This window comes from Microcoleus sp. MON1_C1, assembly GCF_036701945.1.
Lineage (GTDB): Bacteria > Cyanobacteriota > Cyanobacteriia > Cyanobacteriales > Microcoleaceae > Microcoleus.
The window spans coordinates 38821-57752 of record NZ_JAUBRO010000033.1 but is presented as its reverse complement, the minus strand read 5'-3'; the positions used below and the strand labels follow the sequence as shown (position 1 = coordinate 57752).

General features: G+C 47.5%; 13 protein-coding genes. 6 read left to right on the top strand and 7 right to left on the bottom strand.

Annotation, left to right across the window (positions count from 1 at the left end; all coding sequences use genetic code 11):
- Positions 1-31 precede the first annotated feature (31 nt).
- Positions 32-1690 (bottom strand): alpha/beta hydrolase, encoded by a 1659-nt coding sequence (locus tag QUA62_RS19090; protein WP_333405984.1) that lies wholly within the window; start codon positions 1688-1690, stop codon positions 32-34.
- A 75-nt stretch (positions 1691-1765) separates the two neighbouring features.
- Between QUA62_RS19090 and QUA62_RS19085 the strand changes: the two genes are divergently transcribed.
- Positions 1766-2053, top strand: a complete 288-nt coding sequence (locus tag QUA62_RS19085) for a hypothetical protein (RefSeq protein ID WP_333405982.1) — start codon at positions 1766-1768, stop codon at positions 2051-2053.
- Between the two features lie 701 nt (positions 2054-2754).
- Here QUA62_RS19085 and QUA62_RS19080 read toward each other — a convergent pair.
- The gene (locus QUA62_RS19080; RefSeq protein WP_333405980.1) at positions 2755-4758 is read right to left on the bottom strand and encodes a cation:proton antiporter domain-containing protein; all 2004 of its coding nucleotides are present in this window, start codon (positions 4756-4758) and stop codon (positions 2755-2757) included.
- A gap of 274 nt (positions 4759-5032) precedes the next feature.
- Positions 5033-6430: an amidase gene (locus QUA62_RS19075; RefSeq protein WP_333405978.1), complete on the bottom strand. Its 1398-nt coding sequence runs from the start codon at positions 6428-6430 to the stop codon at positions 5033-5035.
- Positions 6431-6735: 305 nt separating this feature from the next.
- Between QUA62_RS19075 and QUA62_RS19070 the strand changes: the two genes are divergently transcribed.
- Together QUA62_RS19070 and QUA62_RS19065 are read left to right on the top strand one after the other, a co-directional pair.
- Positions 6736-7998, top strand: coding sequence for a type IV pilus twitching motility protein PilT (locus tag QUA62_RS19070; protein WP_333288326.1), 1263 nt, complete (start codon positions 6736-6738; stop codon positions 7996-7998).
- Positions 7999-8066: 68 nt separating this feature from the next.
- On the top strand, positions 8067-8867 hold the full coding sequence (locus tag QUA62_RS19065) for a circadian clock KaiB family protein (protein ID WP_333405976.1): 801 nt from the start codon (positions 8067-8069) through the stop codon (positions 8865-8867).
- 334 nt (positions 8868-9201) lie between these two features.
- Here the strand turns inward: QUA62_RS19065 and QUA62_RS19060 are convergent, their stop codons facing one another.
- Positions 9202-10842 carry a thioredoxin-like domain-containing protein gene (locus tag QUA62_RS19060; protein WP_190739166.1) on the bottom strand — a complete coding sequence of 547 codons (1641 nt, stop codon included), beginning with the start codon at positions 10840-10842 and terminating at the stop codon, positions 9202-9204.
- 111 nt (positions 10843-10953) lie between these two features.
- Between QUA62_RS19060 and QUA62_RS19055 the strand changes: the two genes are divergently transcribed.
- Both QUA62_RS19055 and QUA62_RS19050 read left to right on the top strand, forming a co-directional pair.
- A complete protein-coding gene (locus QUA62_RS19055; RefSeq protein ID WP_333405974.1) occupies positions 10954-11307 on the top strand; it encodes a helix-turn-helix transcriptional regulator in 354 nt (117 codons plus the stop codon).
- On the top strand, positions 11285-12034 hold the full coding sequence (locus QUA62_RS19050; protein ID WP_333405972.1) for a hypothetical protein: 750 nt from the start codon (positions 11285-11287) through the stop codon (positions 12032-12034). Before QUA62_RS19055 ends, QUA62_RS19050 begins: the two co-directional genes overlap by 23 nt.
- Here the strand turns inward: QUA62_RS19050 and QUA62_RS19045 are convergent.
- The 3 genes from QUA62_RS19045 to QUA62_RS19035 form a co-directional block, all read right to left on the bottom strand.
- The gene (locus QUA62_RS19045) at positions 11997-13157 is read right to left on the bottom strand and encodes a DNA cytosine methyltransferase (protein WP_333405970.1); all 1161 of its coding nucleotides are present in this window, start codon (positions 13155-13157) and stop codon (positions 11997-11999) included. The genes QUA62_RS19050 and QUA62_RS19045 overlap by 38 nt on opposite strands.
- Positions 13158-13329: 172 nt before the next feature.
- Positions 13330-14298: an arsenosugar biosynthesis arsenite methyltransferase ArsM gene (gene arsM, locus QUA62_RS19040; protein WP_333405968.1), complete on the bottom strand. Its 969-nt coding sequence runs from the start codon at positions 14296-14298 to the stop codon at positions 13330-13332.
- Positions 14299-14379: 81 nt separating this feature from the next.
- Complete coding sequence (locus QUA62_RS19035; RefSeq protein WP_333405966.1) at positions 14380-15942, bottom strand: hypothetical protein; 1563 nt, start codon at positions 15940-15942, stop codon at positions 14380-14382.
- Between the two features lie 641 nt (positions 15943-16583).
- On the opposite strand from QUA62_RS19035, the gene psaA reads away from it, so the two are divergent.
- Entirely contained in the window at positions 16584-18878 is a 2295-nt protein-coding gene (gene psaA, locus QUA62_RS19030; protein ID WP_333220614.1) for a photosystem I core protein PsaA, read from the top strand.
- Positions 18879-18932 lie beyond the last annotated feature (54 nt).

Below are 18932 nucleotides of genomic sequence, written 5' to 3'. Positions count from 1 at the left end.
GCTTACCTACTTAACGACTAATGACTAATCACTACTTATTCCCTTGAATAAAAGTTTGCACTACTGTATGAATTTCGGGGGAAATTTCTGTTACGAGCCGCACCGGGATTGCCGATGTAGAAGCAAATTGCGCGTATTCTGGCGTTAGAAAGACTGCATATTTGTCAGCTTCAGTAGTCAGTTGAGCAACGGTAGCCAAACTTACAGCTTTAATATAATTGCGTATGCTAACAGCTTGGTCGCCGACAACTTCATCGCCGGTAATTACTGTGCTCGGTCTACGAACTTGATGTAAAGTTGTACTGGGATCTTTGACGCTTAAGTGGGTTCCTCCTACAAAACCGACTAGCCATTTAGGAGATGGAATTTTCGGAAAGCCGGCAATTTGTTCGGCTAAGGCGGGAGTTGTTTTGTCTGCTGAAGATGCTACTATTAAGGTAGGAATTTGAATTGCACTTAAACCAGTTTCTCCAAATAGTAATGATGCGATCGGATTCATGGCGATCGCCCTTTTAATCCTCGCATCCCGCAATTGATACCGTTCTTCGGGCAATCCGGCCGCCGCGCACTGAATGCCTTCGCCCAAGCTGAACCCAATCAAATCCCCCTGACACCGCTGTTTGAGTCCGCTCAATTGCAGTTCGGCGCCGGCCAAGGACAAGGCTGTAGCGCCGCCGAAGGAATAGCCAATTATTACGGCTTGGTCGATCGCAATTTTCCCCTGCAAATTATCATCAGTTTCGTTCAATTTTGTCAGTTCGTCGAGTACAAAACTGATGTCTTTGGGACGGTCTAAAAACTCTTGAGGAGCTAGCAAGGGACACTTACCCGCCATCGCAGCATTGGTATTCGTCTCGTTGCTGCCCGGATGTTCTAAAGCTGCTACCACATAGCCGTGAGACGCCAAATGCTCGGCTAAGTAGCGCAAATCCGTGCGGACGGAACCCAACCCGTGAGAAAAGACGATCGTCGGTTTGTCGGCTGTCGCAGCTTCCGACCAGTACACATCAACCGGAATAGGTCGATTGCGGGCGCTATCGTTCAAATCTAGCGCCCGTACCTGCACCGAATTAGGGCCGGGCTGGGTTGGATCGAAAGGCAGGTTAAACGCGGGTTTAACCGGTGCTAACTGAGGTGCGATCGCCTCCATAAAGCGCTGAGTTTGCCAAAAACTTGCGTTCATATTTCCCAAAACTGCGAAAGCTCGATCGAGATCCACCACGACCCGCGAGCTCGGATAAGATTCAATGAAACTCAATACCGATAAGCCTTCCGGCGCGTTTGCTCCCAGCAGCAGAGCCGATCGCAGCGCTTCCACACCCCCACCGTCGCGCCTGGGTATCACTGTAGTCAAATCCGTCAGGATGCCAGTGCCGATGCCCGTATTTAGCAAGTTGCTCAGGCCGACTACATTTAGGGGAATTTTCGCTTGCAGCGCCCGAAAGATTTTACTGCGCTGTTCGTCAGACAGGAGATTGGCATAAGCTTGCAGTCTGGCGGGGACTTTTCCTGTTTCTGCGAGTTCGCGCAAATCCGCAACCGATATTGACGATTCTAAAATACCTTTGCGGACAACAACCGTTTCTGCAGCTTTTACAGGAGATGTCGTGTCGCTGAAAGGATTAATCGAAATCGAACCCAAAACACTCGCTACTGAAGAAAACCATCTGAAATTTGGTCTGATGCTCATTTTTACCTTATTGAACTAGAGAGGATAGATCACCATATTCTCAAAATTCTCCCAGATACCGAGAAATTGTCCTAGATGCCGAGAAATTGCCTGCATCGGGGTGCGATCGTCAAGGCCTCTACGCATATTTACTTGCCGATCGCACATTCCGTACCTAAGTGCACTTCTTGTGCGGCTGCTAATGATGATCAGTTGAAGGATTTTTTAATCGACCTCCCAAAAAATACAAACTTCGCGAGTGAAAAGAGCGATCGGCTATTAACTGTAGGGTTTTCTTTGTTGGGTAAATCCTATACTCCTGGAACTTCACAATTATCCCCAGTGAAAAATCTTCATAATTTGAGTCTCAAAAGTGAAGGATAATTTAAGCCGGCAACATTTGTAAATATTGATACCAAATGCCAGAAATGCTTCATTAATTAGGGGAAGTGATTGTGGAGCCAATTAAATATGGAAGTAAAAGCGAGCTGCGAGAAATTATTAAGTAGAATTGCCCACCAAAGAAAGATAGCCATTTATATCACTTCCGGTGGCACTCATATATCATAGCAACGGAGGGCACAGCAGTGCTGTGCCCCAGCCCAAAATAATCATGAGCGGTCGCGACAGATGTACCTATCGCCCGATTAATTTTTCGTAAACAGCACGGCGCGTGTCCTGACTGGGGGTAATATTAATTTTGATGCTACCCAATTTTATATTACTTAAACCACTAAGCCAAATTGCGGTAAGGGAAAGATTCAAAATAGGCTCTATCGATTAGCTATCAAAGTGTTGCATAAAAACTATGTACGGCGATCTAGTGTATTTCAGAACCGCGCACAGGTGCGGAAATTTTCCTCGCAATTCCGTTGGATTAGGATTAAATATAGGACTTACACAATTGTCACAAATAGGGAGGTTAAATTTTAGGTATGTAGTTGCGCTTGTTCGATATTAGCTTAGGAAAGAGCGAGTCGAGCGCAACTACATACCTTTGTTTAATTTGCCACTTGGCTTTACTCCTAAAACATTAACCGCAGATGAATGCAGATTCATAACATCATCTGCAGTTAAAATATTCCTCAAGATACAGGAAAATAAACAACCAGCATCGAAATATTTTGGTGAGCCCGGGCGATCGCTTCCGGTTCTTTGAGAGTTCCCGGTTTTTCCCACAATTTCTGTTGCTGAGAAAGTGTTGTTAAAATCAGCAAATCGTGTTCTAACAAATTCTGCGAAACTAACTTGATAAAATTTCCCTGCACCCGATTTACTGGTATCTCAGAAAGAATTTCCACCTCCGCCGCACTTTTGTTGCTTTTTTCCCGTTGTGTCGCCACCAACAACACTTGCAAACTCGCCTTAAGTTCCTCTGCCAAACTCTTAGCAATATCCACGGTTTCCTGAAACCCAAACCGACTCAACTCGCTGTCAGTTACCGCCAAAATAACTCTGGCTGTATTCTGGAGAGGATCGGGAAATCGAGCAATCAGTACGGGTACGGGCGATCGCCTTACTATATTGTCAATGATGCTGCCAAAAAAATTGTCGCGAGTCGTAGAAAATCCCTTCCAACCGCAAACTATTAAACTAGCCTCGCGTTCGGTTGCACTCCGCAGAATTCCGCGATCGATCGCATCATCTATCCTCGCGATCGGTTCAACCGCACAAGCAGCCGCATGGGCGACAGTTTCCGCAGCCGTCAAAAGTTGAGTTTGTTGCATTTTATCTGCCGGAGAAATTGCTTCCCCGCGATCGGACAAAATATGCAGCGGCAGCAAAGTTCCCTGATATCTTTTTGCTAATATCAAAGCCAAACGCAGCAAATTATCTTCCGTATTCGGATTAGCAACAGGCACTAAAACTCGCTCTCCCCATGAATGCTTTCCCGAAGTAGCAGTCGGCAAACTCGACCCCGGGTGCTGCATTTCTTGACCCCACCGAGATACAATCCAAGGAGAAGCGACACAAGTTACTAAAATCATGGCAATGATGCCGTTCACCGTTACGCGATCGACCAATTTAATTTCAAAAGCAACCGTAATCGCAGCCAAAGTAGAAGCAGCTTGAGCACCAGAAAGACCGAACATTACCATAATGTTCGGAAACTCAAAACCGAATAATTTCCCCGGTATCCAAGCTGCCAAAAACTTACTCACCACCTCGGCTAAAATCATCACCGCCGCCACCAACAAAGACTGCGGCTGCTTCACCAAAATTAGCGGGTCAATTAACATCCCCACCGAAATCAGAAAAAACGGTACAAAGAGCGTATTGCCAATAAACTCAATCCGATTCATCAGCGGACTCATTTTGGGAATAATTTGAGTAATGGCAATTCCCGATAAAAACGCCCCAATAATTGCCTCAATCTCAATTAGTTCTGCTGCGTAAGAAACTAAAAATAGGGTAGCCAATACAAATATAAATTCAGCATTTTCGTCGTGTCCGAATTTCTTAAAAAACCAGCGACCGATTTTGGGCACTCCCCACAAAGTAGCAAAAGTGTAGATAGCAAGAGAGGGAATGAGAACCAGCCAAAAATCGAGAGTGAGATTTCCTTTGTAAGCTTTGACAACAATTGCCAGCACCAACAGTCCCAACACATTCGTAATTAAAGTCCCCCCCAAAGTCGCAGTAATAGTCTGAGTTCGCATCAATCCCAATTTTGTGAGAATTGGCAGCGCTAAAAGCGTGTGCGTAGCGAAACAAGAAGCAATTAAAATTGAAGCCAGCCAGCTATATCCCAACAGCAGCATCGCTCCCGTCCCCAATATCATCGGTAACGAAAAAGTAGCCAGCCCAAATATGACAGCTTTGTCCGCATTGAGTTTGAGGTCGTCGAGGCTAGTTTCCAGTCCCGCTAGGAACATCAAAAACAGCAACCCTACTGTACCTAACAAAACAATAGTAGCGTCCCGTTGCAGCAAATTGAGACCGTTTGGTCCGACAATTACGCCAGCAATAATTAAACCGACTATTCCCGGTAGCCGCAAGCGCTCAAATAACAGGGGCGCGATTAGCATGATTGCTAAAAGAAGCAGAAAAACGGGAACGGGAGCGGTAATCGGCCCGGAAGTTAACATAAAAAAATTTCCCTAAATATTGGCAGCGAACTGCTACCATATTTAAAATAAAACAATCAAAATATCTATCAATCTAAAGAAGTATTATAAAAGTTTTACAGCGTAATTCTTAATAAGTAGGACTGGGCGGGAGAAACCCGGTTTCTTGGTAAAACATGGGTTTGATGACGAAAAATTTATGAAAAAAGCCGGGTTTCTAGTTCCCCGCGTACAAATCCTGATTGGGAATAATACCCACAAAAAAGGGCAACGTGCTTTTATCCCTTGCTCTTCTCTATTTAAAATCTAAAACCGGGAAAGGTTTCGCCGCTTCCATCTGCGCCGCTAAAGCAATTAAAGTTGCTTCCGCCGCCGGTCGCCCGATAATTTGAATTCCCACCGGCAAACCGTTGTCATCTAAAATGGCAGGAAGTGCGATCGCAGGCAAACCGCTAGCATTAAATGGCGGACAAGGAGCAATCCAATTAATAATCCGCTGCAAAGTTTCTTCAAAACTCAAATCCGCCCACTCCCCAACCCGGATGGGGGAGTGCATATAAGTCGGCAAAACTAACACATCAAATTTTTCAAAGAATCCCACAATCCGCCGTGAAATCACCTGCATTTGATTCACCGCCCGCAAATATTCCCCAGCCGAAATAGTTCTTTCTAACAGCCAGCGATTCATCGGTTCCAAAGCAGAACCTGGAATGCCGCTTGCCGCCGCCCCCGACTGCCAAATTGCGATAAACGGTTCGATTAAACCCGTAAAATCTGGGCATCCAGGTTCGACATCATGTCCCAAATCAGTCAATAATTTTACTGTTTCGAGTACCGCTTGCTGACAGGTAGCCGAAGCCTCGCCCACAGGGGAAATAGTCGTAGAAAACGCAATTCGCAGTTTGCCCAAATTTTGACGGGAAGCCTCTAAAAACGTCGGATTTGAATCTGGTAGCCAGTACGGATCGCCCGTTGTGTAGCCTGACATTACATCCAAAAGTGCGGCGGCGTCAGCTACTGTGCGCGCCAGGGGGCCATTGGCAGAAATGCCGCTGAGGTAATCTCCCACAGGTGCCCAGGAAACTCGCCCCCGCGATGGTTTAATGCCCACTAAACCGCAGCAGGAAGCTGGGCCTCGAATCGAACCGCCGCCGTCGGAACCTTGGGCGATCGCACACAAACCGGCTGCTACAGCCGCCGCTGAGCCGCCGCTGGAACCTCCGGGCGTATAGTCTAAATTCCAGGGATTGCGGGCGGGCGGGAAACCTTCTGGTTCGGTGTAAGGTAATGAGCCAATTTGAGAGGTGGCTGTTTTGCCCAGAATGTTAAATCCCGCTGCTTTGATCCGCCATACTACTGACTCGTCGTAGGCAGAGATGTTACCCAGCAAAGCTTGAGTGCCGTAGGTACAGGGAACGCCCGTAACTGGTGTCAAGTCTTTAATGGCGATCGGCACTCCGAAAAAAGGTGGCAATTCCTGTGGCTTGTTTAACCCAGCTAGTTTTTCGGTTTGAGATTTAGCTAGGGCGATCGCCCGCTCTGCCGTTACAGTAAAATAACTGCCCAGCTCAGGGTTTAATCGATCGATCCGTTCCAAGTAGAGATTGACAATTTCTAAAGGCGACACTTCCAGCGTGCGGATCGACTCCGCCAACTCCAGAGCTGGAGTAAAAGCCCGATCGACAGAATTCATCGGTTTAAGTCCTTAATATTTGGCTAATGTATCAATTTATACTGCTTGGTTGCGGAAAACTCTTTTCTTTAAACAACATTCTCCAAAAATGTGGAAAATCCATATTTGGTCGTAGATAGAGGTGAGCGCATCCTCCTATTGGCAGAATATTTCCTTTGTATTGCACCAGTAGAAACTGATCTTGCGATAGACTGAGGAGAACAGTTAAGCTTTTGTGCAAGAGCCGCACAATGGCGATCGGCATTGTCCAACTCCCACAAATCCTCTGTTCGAGTCAGCCTTCTCACCAACTTAAGGTAGCGCATATGACACAGCAGCATCCGCCAGCTCCTCGCCCGCCCGTACCCGGAGCTCCCCCACTGCCAGGAATACCCCGCCCTCCAGCTCCAGGGATGCCCCCCAGAGCAGCAGGAATGCCGCCCGCACCGCCGCCCGCACCAGCACCAGCACCAGCACCGCCGCCGCAATCCTTCGCCACACCTAAAAGCCCGAGCTTTAGCAGCGGCGGATCTCCGACTTTGAAAGAGCTAGTCCTCCGAGCGAAAGATGAAGGAGTTTCCGACCTTCACCTCGGCGTAAACGAAGTGCCCCGCTTCCGCACGCGGGGTGAGATTGCCGACATCGGCTATCCACCAACAGATTTAGATACGTTTTTTGGCTGGTTGCGCGAGTGCATGAGCGATGAAGAAATTGAAATTTTCCAAAAAACCCTAGACTTTGACGGCGCTTTCGACTTCGGGTTCGTGCGGATTCGGATCAGTTGCATGGACTCCTTAGCCGGACCGGCCATGGTGCTGCGGCTAATTCCTGCCAAAATAATGACACTGGAGGAATTGAAGCTGCCGGAGGTCTTTAAGAAAATATCCGGCTACCACAAAGGGCTGATTTTGGTGACGGGTCCGACAGGTTCGGGTAAGTCTACCACCTTGGCTGCGATGATCGACTACATCAATAAGAATAAAGCCTACAATATCATCACGATCGAAGACCCGGTAGAATTCGTACACGAAAGCAAAAAATCCTTGATCAAGCACCGGGAAGTCGGCAGGCACACCCTGAAGTTTATGAGCGCTCTCAAAGGCGCTCTGCGGCAAGACCCGGACATGATGCTAGTAGGAGAAATTCGGGACAGAGAGACGGTGGAAATCGCCCTCAAAGCCTCTCAGACCGGTCACTTAGTTGCAGGAACCCTGCACACCAACAGTGCGATTAAAACTCTGAACCGGATTCTGGATATGTTCGGGCCCGAAGAACAGGAGGCCATACGGGTTTCACTTTCCGAATCCCTAGTGGCAATTATTGCTCAACTGCTGTGCAAAACCACAGACGGGAAGCGGGCTGCTTTCCACGACGTTTTGATCAATACCGACGTGGTTAAGGAATACATTCTGAAGGGCCAGAATGAGGAAATTAATCAAATTATGATCAAAGATACTTATGAAGGCATGACGACGATGAATAAGTCGCTCTACGGCCTTTATCAAGAAGGTCGGATTACTGAAGAACTTTGTGTAGAGAACTCGCCGTACCCGAACGAAATGGCTCAGATGCTCCGAGGTCGAGTCTAAAGGTCGAGTGTTAACAGTTAACTGTTAACAGTTAACTGTTAACTGTTAACTGCTATTGGTGTACTGAATTGAAAGTCGATCGCCCGATTTTGCCAGAAATTTTCAAAGGCATTGCGCTGTTTACACCAGGGGGAGACTTAATCTATTGCATAGACCCCCACAAGCAAACTCGGTGGCATTTGCAGTTGTGCGTAGCTCTACAGGAGATCCTCGGTTTGTCGGAACCGCCGCATTTTCTGATACCTTGCTACACGGCAACCGTTGACTCCTGGCTCGATCCAGGCGATCGGCAGGTGCGGGTTGCTGCCGAGGCTTACCCCCCTGTGCTGCGACATCAAACGCTGCTGAACGCCATTTTTGGGACTGGCGACTTATTGTGGCATCCCCGGAGCGAAGAAATGTGCGAACCGATGGCAATCGCTACTTATCACGAAGAATTCCCCGAACTTTGGGAAAATCACGACTTAGTTGTACAGTATGCTAGCCCCGAAGCTCGATCGGACTGGAGCAGTTCGATCGTCACTCCCTTGGGCTTTCCGGCATCGCAGCAGGCTCGGCTTCCCAAACCAACAGCACTCACCCCACCGCCACAAACTCAAGGGTACGTTTTGCGTCTGTTTGTTTCCGGCAGCAACCCCAGCACCGAACGCACCCTCGAAACTTTACACCAGTTTTTAGAGCAATGCCTCGATCGTCCCTACACTTTAAAAGTAATTGATGTTTTGAAACATCCAGACCAAGCTGAGGCAGATCAGATTTCAGCAACTCCTACTTTGATTAAAATCTGGCCGAAACCCGTGCGACGAATTGTCGGCGAATTGAACGATGATGAAAAAATAGTGCGGCTGCTGAGCTATTCGGAATTTTAGATTGGGGCGAGGATTTTTGCGAGTATTTAATACTGGCGATCGCGGTTTTAGTAGCCCTGGAATTAACAACATCTAGCAATTGAGTCCTGGACGCAAAAAGTGGTTTGACGCTCTACTTCTAGGGTTCAGGTGCTATGCTGCCGTGCACCATAAATATAGAGGTTCTGCATCCAGCACTCAATTGCTGGTGAGACACTGCACTCACCGCGAATAATTAGGGTAACTTACTGGGCGTAAAAATTGTGGTAAGGTGCGCCGAAGAGCACCCTACCACAATCAATCGGGCAATCAGGAGGATTGAAAACCGTGCCTGATGTCAAAAAGGTCGATCGGCTTACTCAGGCAAACAAACATCGGGAGGGCACAAATTGGGGAAATCCAAAGTTGTGACTTCCAGCGTATCCAACTCAATTCTCCGAATTACATGATTGTTCGTATCAGCAACAAACAAATGAGGCCCGATCGCACTCAACCCTGAAGGTTCAAAAAATCGAGCCTTGAGACCTTTAGCATCAACCAAACCTGCTGTACCATCTCCAATCATTGTTCTGCACGTACCGCCCCGGTGGTCGATCCGCTTAATTTTGTGATTGTAAGTATCAGCCACCCAGAGGTAATTTTGAGCGTATTCAACACCCAAACAGTGCTGCAACCTGACCTCATCACCGCGACCATCTTTATCCCCAAAACCAAACAATTCACCGCTACCGCAAACAGTGCGAACCTTCGGGTCTTCATCTATACCCACAGCACGAATCGAACTAATTTCGCTGTCGGCAACAAACAACTCCGATCGATCCGTAGCGAGGCCGCTGGGCTGAGAAAAAGCAGATTCTGCAAGATTCCCGTCCACACAGGATTCTCGGCCAATACCCGCATAAGTGCCGATCGTGCCAGTGTCTAACTGCATTTCCCAAATTTGGTGGGAACCCGCCATTGCAATAAAAAGTCTATTTCCAACTCTTTCTAAATCCCAAGGCGAATTCAATTGCGTTTCTAAACCCTTGCCGCTGCGGGGTGAAATTTCGTGACTTTGTTCGCCGGTACCAGCAACAGTTTCTACCCGTTGAGTCGTAAAATCAATCTTTCTGATAGCATGATTTTCCGTATCAGCAACATATAGAATTTGACTTTCTGCATCAAAAGCCATACCTTGAGGTGCAAAAAACTCAGCCTCTTCAAAGTCCCCATCAGTTAAACCCGGTTTGCCACTACCGATGACGTGCAGCACCTCACCTTCGAGGGTGCTGACAACAATCCTATTGTGTCCTGAATCGGCAATAAATAAGCAAGAACCGACTAAGTTTTGTATGACTGAATTAGCAGGCCCGGGCAATACAGTTTCATCTACAGATTCATTTTCCTGGCTCATTTCGCCCAAAAGCGCGACCTGTTGGTGAAGATGTTTTGCCTCCGTTGCAGCGATCGCAAATGCCAGCACTTTACCGGGAAAAGCCAGCGGCGTTGATACAGGTTTGCGCTGTTTTTCTAAGCTAAAACGGAGTTGTTTAAATTTGAGTGCATTTTTATCTTTGTATTCAGCAATTAACTTGCCAACTAACTCGTCAAGTGCTTCTCTATTGCCTTCGCCGGAAACAAAGCCGACGACATAACTTTCAGGATCGATCACCATTAAAGTCGGCCAAGCGCGAACCGCGTAGCTTTGCCAAACTTTCATGCCACTGTCAACGATTACAGGATGTTCGATATCGTAGCGGAGGATAGCTTGGCGGATGTTTTCTACTTCTTTTTCGTTTTCAAATTTGGCCGAGTGAACGCCGATAACCGTGAGGGAATCTTTATATTTTTGTTCGAGGTATTTTAAGTCTGGGAGGACGTGCAAGCAGTTGATGCAGCAGTACGTCCAGAAGTCGAGGAGGACGACCCGGCCTTTTAGAGATTCAATGGATAAAGGTTTGTCGGTGTTTAACCAAGGGTAGTTTCCGGGGAATTCTGGTGCTCTGACGCGAGGCATGGCATCTCCTGGGTAGGATGTGAATGATTTTTTTACTTCTTTAATTTAGCGGGAAGTTTCGCGGCATGGGGAAAAAGGGAGGTTAAACCTGGGCTTTTGGACACAGCCAAGATGCCATTGCCACCAGAGGCGAGTGAGTTCAGTGCTCATATTGCCACCTTGAATACTTTAGTCTGTAGAACTTTTGTATTCAAAACCTTACTATTTTTCTCTATGCAGCCTAGCAAACTAGATCAAACTTTAGGACTAGAAATACAACGTCGTCGCATAGAGAAACGTTGGTCACAAGAATATCTGGCAGAAGTCACAGGTCTGCACAGAACCTATATCAGCCAGCTTGAGCGAGGGCTGAAAAGTCCATCTGTTAGAGTTCTTAGTCATATTACAAATGCTCTGGACATAACAATGGGTGAATTTTTACGAATTGTAGAGGAACTCTTGAGTGCTGACGGAAAACGAGATTGAAAGATTGAGGCAAGCCATTATTGCTACCATTGCATCTCCAGTTATAGGCTCGATAGAGGATTATACTTGGGAAGCTATTTTTCATTATGTCAAGCATATTCCTTTATCAGATCCAGCATTAGGACGTAGCAAACTCCTCTATGATGCTGTTGACACCACGACTGCAAGTGGTTGGTCACTCAAATCTCTTCAACTGAATACTCTTACTGTTGTAAACACATTTTTGTTTGTCATTCAGAGAGCAGATGTTATCAAAAAGGCTGCCAAACTTGGTTTTCCTGGTTTGACGGAACAATCCTCACCTGCTGAACTCGGAGCAGCTATTGTTCAGCATTGGAACGAGAAAATTATATCGAGTCAAGCAGCACAGAGCATTACCAATAGCTATGAAGGCATACTGCTGAAAACCATTAGAGGATATGAATATATTTACTGTGAATTCCCTCTTAATCCACTTGACCCAAATGCTTTTTCTTGGGCTTGGACAGTTGATAGAGTTACTGGAAGAGCGGGAGCAGGTCTACAAGGCAATGTTGCAGGTAAGCTAGAGTTAGTTTGGTACAAGAATCAAAAGCAACTTTTTAGAGCTAGAACCATTCCTCCAGAAGCAGTTCACATCAGGGTTAAGCGAACTCGTATTACACTTGATCGATATGTGCAAACTGTTCTCTCAGCTTTGCAAGATCAACTCAGTACACCGTCTTTTGACAGTGAACTTGGAGAATAGATGCAGCTATTGCTTTACCTAGAAGTGGGGGTACTGATTCTCCTATTTGAGAAGCCATATCAGTGTATGTTCCCAGAAAGTGAAAGTTATCTGGGTAAGAGTGCAATCTTGCAGCTTCACGGATTGTAATTGTCCGATTTTGGGTTGGATGAAAAAACCTGCCAGAGCCGGGATGGAAAACCCACCTTGTGATAGTTCTTGCTGGTTTATCCCAATAAAGCCTTCCATAGGCACCGCTATAGTGCTTTTTAGGAGCTAATTCCGGTGGCAAGTCTCTAGCATCTTGCCCTTCACTAAGAAGACGCACTCTTGACATTTGAATGGGACTCAAAGCACGAGCAACGTGATTGAAAAGTTTCGTACTTCCATTACGTATCATTGCTTGGTACGCAGTTTGGGGTGGAAAAGGATAAACTTCAGCATTATATTGGTCTCCTGCGTTCAATGACGGCAAATCTCCAATCGCATCTCTAACTGTGACGACTGAAGAAATGTTTGATTCTAGGAGACTAAGTTGGTAAGAAGATTTAGTAGCTCTGTAATCGCTTCTAATCTCGCCAGCGTGTGTAGGTTCAGGGAATTGAAGTGGTTTATCTAAACTAGCCAGGAAAAAAGCCCTTGATCTGGTCTGCGGTACTCCATAATGCGCGGAGTTTAGTGAGCCAAAAGTGACTTTATAACCTTGCGACTCAAGTTGCTGTGTAATTTCATTCTTAACTACACCATCATAAGCTTTCAAGATTTCAGGTACGTTCTCCATAACAACGTAAAGGGGTCTAAATTCCTGTACGAATTCTAAAAATGTCCGATATAACTGATTGCGAGAGTCGCTGAGGTAGCGATAGTCAGCAGGAATATTTCTTGAAAATCCTTGGCACGGGGGGCCGCCTATCAACGCTGTTAGTTCCTCTCTCTGCAAACCCAAACATAATCGCAGATCCAAAGGATTGACCTCACGTATATCCTGATGAACAATTTTGGTGTTTGGGTAATTATGCTTATAAGTCGTTAGAGCTTTCGCATCCACCTCGATCGCACATAAAGATTCAAAACCAGCCAGGTGAAATCCTGTAGTCAAGCCACCCGCACCAGAAAATAAGTCAATAGTCTTATATGTCATCATCGAATACTATAGTATTAGGAAGCTCTTGTCAACCAACTTCAGCAATTGGCATCTCTTGCTTCTGCTAAATTTTATGCTTGCTTTTCCCTGCCATTATTTTCCAAAATAACCAATACACCGTTAATTTTATTCTGGTCGATCGCACTTGCGATCGACTTCACCCACACAAAATCTAACAGCAACCGCCGCCGTTATAATGCCAAGTCGAATCCGTAATTAACACCTTATCCGGCATTAATCCCCCCAACTTCCCAGCAGTTTTATCGCACACCGCCGCCGGAACTCCTCGCTGCAAAACGTGACCCGCCCCATCATCAAACAGCTCTTCAGACCCCGCATAAATAGCAGTCTTGCCAGTAAAAATGCAAGCTCCATCATCCGGTACAGGCACTTTGAAAGACACCGAATCCAGGCTTTCTAACAGCAAATCTGCATCCAATTGATAATTGTGTTTGTCCAGCAGTCGGTAAGGACGGCGCGCCCGAACTTCCACTTGCCCAAAACCTACATCTACAAGGTGTTGAACGTATTCTTCGTATGTCAGAGCACCCGACAAACACAGGGCGCGCAAGCGATCGTCTTCTTTCAAATGCTGCGGAATGGGTCGAGTTGCGATCGGATCGCTCATCAACAATCTGCCACCCGGTTTTAAAACCCGATAAGTCTCTTTTAATGCTTTAGCTAAGTCTGCTGGTTCAAAGATATTAAACAAGCAGTTTTGAGCGACAACATCTACAGAAGCATCCGGGACTGGCAACGCAAAAGCATCGCCTTCACGAATTTCTACAAAACTCGGATCAAACCAATCATTTTCTTGGGCCGCAATGTGCAAGTTTCGTGCAGCCGCATCTCGCATTGCTGGAACCGGATCGACGGCAATAACCGCTCCTTTGTGTCTAGAAAAATATGCAAATTGTAGTGCTTCCAAGCCGCCGCCGACGCCTACATAAAGCACGAATGGATTGCCGACAAGTTCGGCGGCGTGAACGGTTGTGCCGCAGCCGTAATTCATTTCTTGCATTTGTTCGGGAATTTTTAATCCTGGCAATTGCAAGGGACTGCTTTGGACGCAGCAAAGTCCGATTTGGGGTGTTTCGGCAACATCACTGTAGAATTTGGCTGCTGTTTCGAGGTAGGTCATTTTTTAGTGTCCTTTAATTTTTAATCGCAGATAGAGCACGGGCGGGACCCCCATGCCACGAAGAAGCCCCGAAAGATTTTGTTAGGTGGCAAATTCGACTTTTTGTTCGGATTTGGGCGGATTTTCGGGTTCGGAAACAGTTGTTTTGGGATCTGCTAATTCGGTGGTTGGCTGGCTAGGAGTTTCAGCGGCAACTGGTGGCGTTGGCGGTACAAGATTGGGAGACTCTTCTGGTATCGCGGGAGCGACTACTTTTGGTACTGGAGCTTTTCCTGTTATTTCTGGCAGGGTTGGTGGCACTGAAGGATTAGCAGGTTGGGGCTCTTCACGCAAGAAGTTGCGGAACCGATTGTAGTATCCTTTATATTCCTGTTTTTTTGTTTGGAGAGATGCTGTTGGGGTCGGTTCTATTATTTGAACGGGTGCAACAACTTTCGGGGTTTCTAACTGGGGAGTTGCTGTCGGTGTCGGTTCTATTACTTGAACGGGTGCAACAACTTTCGGGGTTTCTAACTGGGGAGTTGCTGTCGGTGTCGGTTCTATTACTTGACCGGGAGCAACTTCGGGAGCGACTGTTGGCTCTAAGCTCGGTTGAGTAACAGGGGTTTCTGGAACCGCTGGTGAGGGTGGGACAACTGGTGTTTTTTCTAATGCAGGTGTCGGTGTCGGTTCGGGGGTTGGGGTTGGTTTGGGTTCGGGAGCTTGGTAGGTGCGATCGACTATACCGCGAGCTTGTGCTGCTGTTAGTTCGCGCCGCACTAATTTTGAAAGAGTATCTTGACCGAGGGGTTGGTAATTTATCAGTCTGGCTGTATTATTAAAGGCGTTTTTGACAATTTTTCCTCGTTCGTCAATTAATTCTAGCTGTACCCAGTTTTTCCCTGGTGTGAATCCTTTAAGATATATAGGTTGCCACTGGTCGATCGCAAAGCTTTCGCCGTTCACTGTGGCTCGAATTTTCCAATCGAGTATTTCATCTTGGGAATTTTCTTGCGCCACTTCGTGCGGGGGGGCATTTGTCAAGTAAAAGTCGAGCAGGATGGGTTCTGCCCCGTAGCTGCCTTGGGGGCTGTTGTACGTTAATAGGGGCAATGTTCGATCGGGATTATTGTCGTCTGTTTTGGTAAAAACGTGAAAGGTGGTTTGAGCTGCGGCACCTTCGTTTTTAAAGCTTTCTTCCCAAGGGCGAGCGGCGAACACCTGCAGGGTATGGGTTCCGGGTTCTAAGTCGGAGAGCGTTAAAGGTTGGTTGATGTCGTAAACTGCTGCATAAGGTTGGTTGTCTAATAAAACTTGCAGATGGGGGCCCAAACCCAAGTTTGCATCTTTGAAAATGGGCAAGTCCTTCACTTGGAACTGAACAGACACATTTATATCCTGAAGCACTTGGTCAGGTTTTGGATTCAAAATACTAATTTGAGGCTGGTAGATTTCTAGAGCCTGACGCAGTTGTTGAAGGGCTTCTGGGGGAGAAACCTCTGAGATTCTGTTTACTGGGGCGGTAGCTGAGTCGCTCTTGTTCCCTGATTTGGGCAATTCGGGATGACCCGCGCCACAACTTGCTAAACCCAAAATTAATATTGCTGCTGCGAACAATGCCAGCAGCCTGCCCGCAACCGTTCTGTGCCAATTGATCCCAATCACGCAACCATACTCCTAGAAGCCTTCTCATAGGGAACTATAGCCCAAAAATGAATTTAGTATTGGGGAATTGCCGCTCAGGAATTCCAAAGCCGCGTAGGAAGCCGGATTGAGGCAGCAGCGGCCAACCCATCTTCTCGCACTCTTAATTCCCGCAGCCTTATTCCAAAACATATATCTACAAATGAGTATTCCTAAATTACTTTATCTTTGAGTTTTGTAAAGTTAATGGCAGTACCCCTTGACTTTTTCGAGGGACTGTGGGATTTACAGGCGTTATTACATCAATAATTGAGCCTTTTTTAAGTATTGTTAACAAGCGATTAATACTCCTCTAGCAAGCTTATAATTCATAAAACTCCCTCAAAAGGAGCAGCCGTATCAAGTCTGAATCAAGGACGCGATCGGCGACTCATCTGGAGAGAAGAGTTGGCAGTACCCAGTCACATTGTTAGCGACACTGGGAAACTGGCTTCTTCACAGAAGCAAAATGCTTGGGGAGACGATGCACCTGCGTCTAGCTCTGCAAAGAGTAAAGTGTAGCAGTGTCGGCTTTTTCGAGAATCCCCCGCCTAATCAAGCGCGGGGAGTGTCCGGTACAGTATTCAGTTCTCGTTCCTTGTCTTACCGAGAGGAGAGTCTTCATGACCATTAGTCCTCCAGAGCGAGAGGTAAAAGCTAGGGTAGTAGTCGATAAGAATCCGGTTCCAACTTCTTTCGAGAAGTGGTCAAAACCAGGTCATTTCGATCGCACTCTAGCTAAGGGGCCAAAAACCACCACTTGGATTTGGAACCTCCACGCTAACGCTCACGACTTTGACAGTCATACAAGTGACTTAGAAGACGTTTCGCGCAAAATCTTTAGCGCTCACTTCGGCCACTTGGCAGTAATCTTCGTGTGGATCAGTGGCGCATATTTCCACGGCGCTAAATTTTCCAATTACGAAGCTTGGCTGACAAATCCTACAGCCATCAAGCCCAGCGCTCAAGTGGTCTGGCCGATTTTTGGTCAAGAAATTTTAAATGCAGATGTAGGCGGCGGCTTTCACGGAATTCAGATCACCTCTGGTCTATTCCAGTGGTGGCGCGCCAACGGCATCACTAACTCATACCAGCTATATTGCACTGCGATCGGCGCCCTGGTAATGGCAGCTCTGATGCTATTTGCCGGTTGGTTCCACTATCACGTCCGCGCTCCGAAACTGGAATGGTTCCAGAACGTGGAATCGATGATGAACCACCACTTGGCTGTGTTGTTGGGTTGCGGCTGCTTGGGCTACGCGGGACAGCAAATTCACGTGTCGCTGCCAATCAACGCTTGCATGGACGCGATCGATGCAGGTTCACCGCTGACAGTCGGCGGCAAGCTGATCAAAACAGTTGCCGACATCCCCCTGCCGCACGAGTGGATTTTGACACCGGGCTTGATGGCTGACATCTACCCGAGTTTCGCTAAAGGTTTAACCCCCTTCTTCACCCTCAACTGGGGCGCATACACAGACTTCCTGACCTTCAAAGGCGGTCTGAACCCCACCACAGGCGGTTTGTGGCTGACTGATACAACACACCACCACTTAGCTTTGGCAGTGCTGTTCATCGTCGCTGGTCATATGTACCGGACGAACTGGGGCATCGGCCACAGCATGAAAGAAATCCTAGAGAACCACAAAGGCCCCTTCACTGGTGAAGGTCACAAAGGTCTCTACGAAATCCTGACTAATTCTTGGCACGCGCAACTGGCGATTAACTTGGCACTGATGGGCTCTCTGAGCATCATCGTGGCTCACCACATGTACGCGATGCCTCCGTATCCGTACATCGCGACCGACTACCCGACTCAGTTGTCCATCTTCACCCACCACATGTGGATCGGCGGATTCCTGATCGTTGGAGGAGCCGCTCACGGAGCAATCTTCATGGTGCGGGACTACGAACCGAGCGGCAACGTCAACAACCTGCTCGATCGCGTGATCCGTCATAGAGATGCGATCATTTCCCACCTGAACTGGGTTTGTATATTCTTGGGCTTCCACAGCTTCGGTTTGTACGTCCACAACGACACGATGCGGGCTTTCGGTCGTCCTCAAGATTTGTTCTCCGATACCGGGATTCAGTTGCGTCCGATATTTGCCCAGTGGGTGCAAAACATCCACGCCTTGGCTCCTGGCACAACAGCGCCTAATGCTACGGAAATCGTCAGCCACGCTTTTGGCGGCGGTGCAGTAGTAGTCGCCGGCAAAGTAGCGATGATGCCGATCGAGTTGGGTACGGCGGATTTCATGATCCACCACATCCACGCTTTCACAATTCACGTTACAGTCCTGATTCTCTTGAAGGGCGTGTTGTTTGCACGCAGTTCTCGCTTGATTCCTGACAAAGGCAACTTGGGCTTCCGGTTCCCTTGCGACGGCCCCGGCCGTGGCGGCACCTGCCAAGTTTCGGGTTGGGATCACGTGTTCCTCGGCCTGTTCTGGATGTACAACAGCATCTCGATCGTGATTTTCCACTTTAGCTGGAAAATGCAGTCGGACGTGTGGGGAACAGTAGCGCCAGACGGCACAATTTCTCACATTACCGGCGGCAACTTCGCACAAAGTTCGATCACGATTAACGGCTGGCTGCGGGACTTCCTCTGGGCGCAAGCTTCTCAGGTGATTCAGTCCTACGGTTCGGCACTGTCGGCCTACGGTCTGATGTTCCTAGCTGGACACTTCGTCTTCGCCTTCAGCTTGATGTTCCTGTTCAGCGGCCGCGGCTACTGGCAAGAACTGATTGAGTCCATTGTTTGGGCTCACAACAAGCTCAAGGTAGGTCCCTCCATTCAGCCTCGCGCTCTGAGCATTATTCAGGGTCGGGCTGTGGGTGTAGCTCACTACCTCCTAGGAGGAATTGTCACTACGTGGGCATTTTTCCTAGCGCGAATCATTTCGGTAGGGTAAACTACCCCTAGGTTTTGGATTCTCGATTTGGGAGGAATCTCAAATCGAGAATCC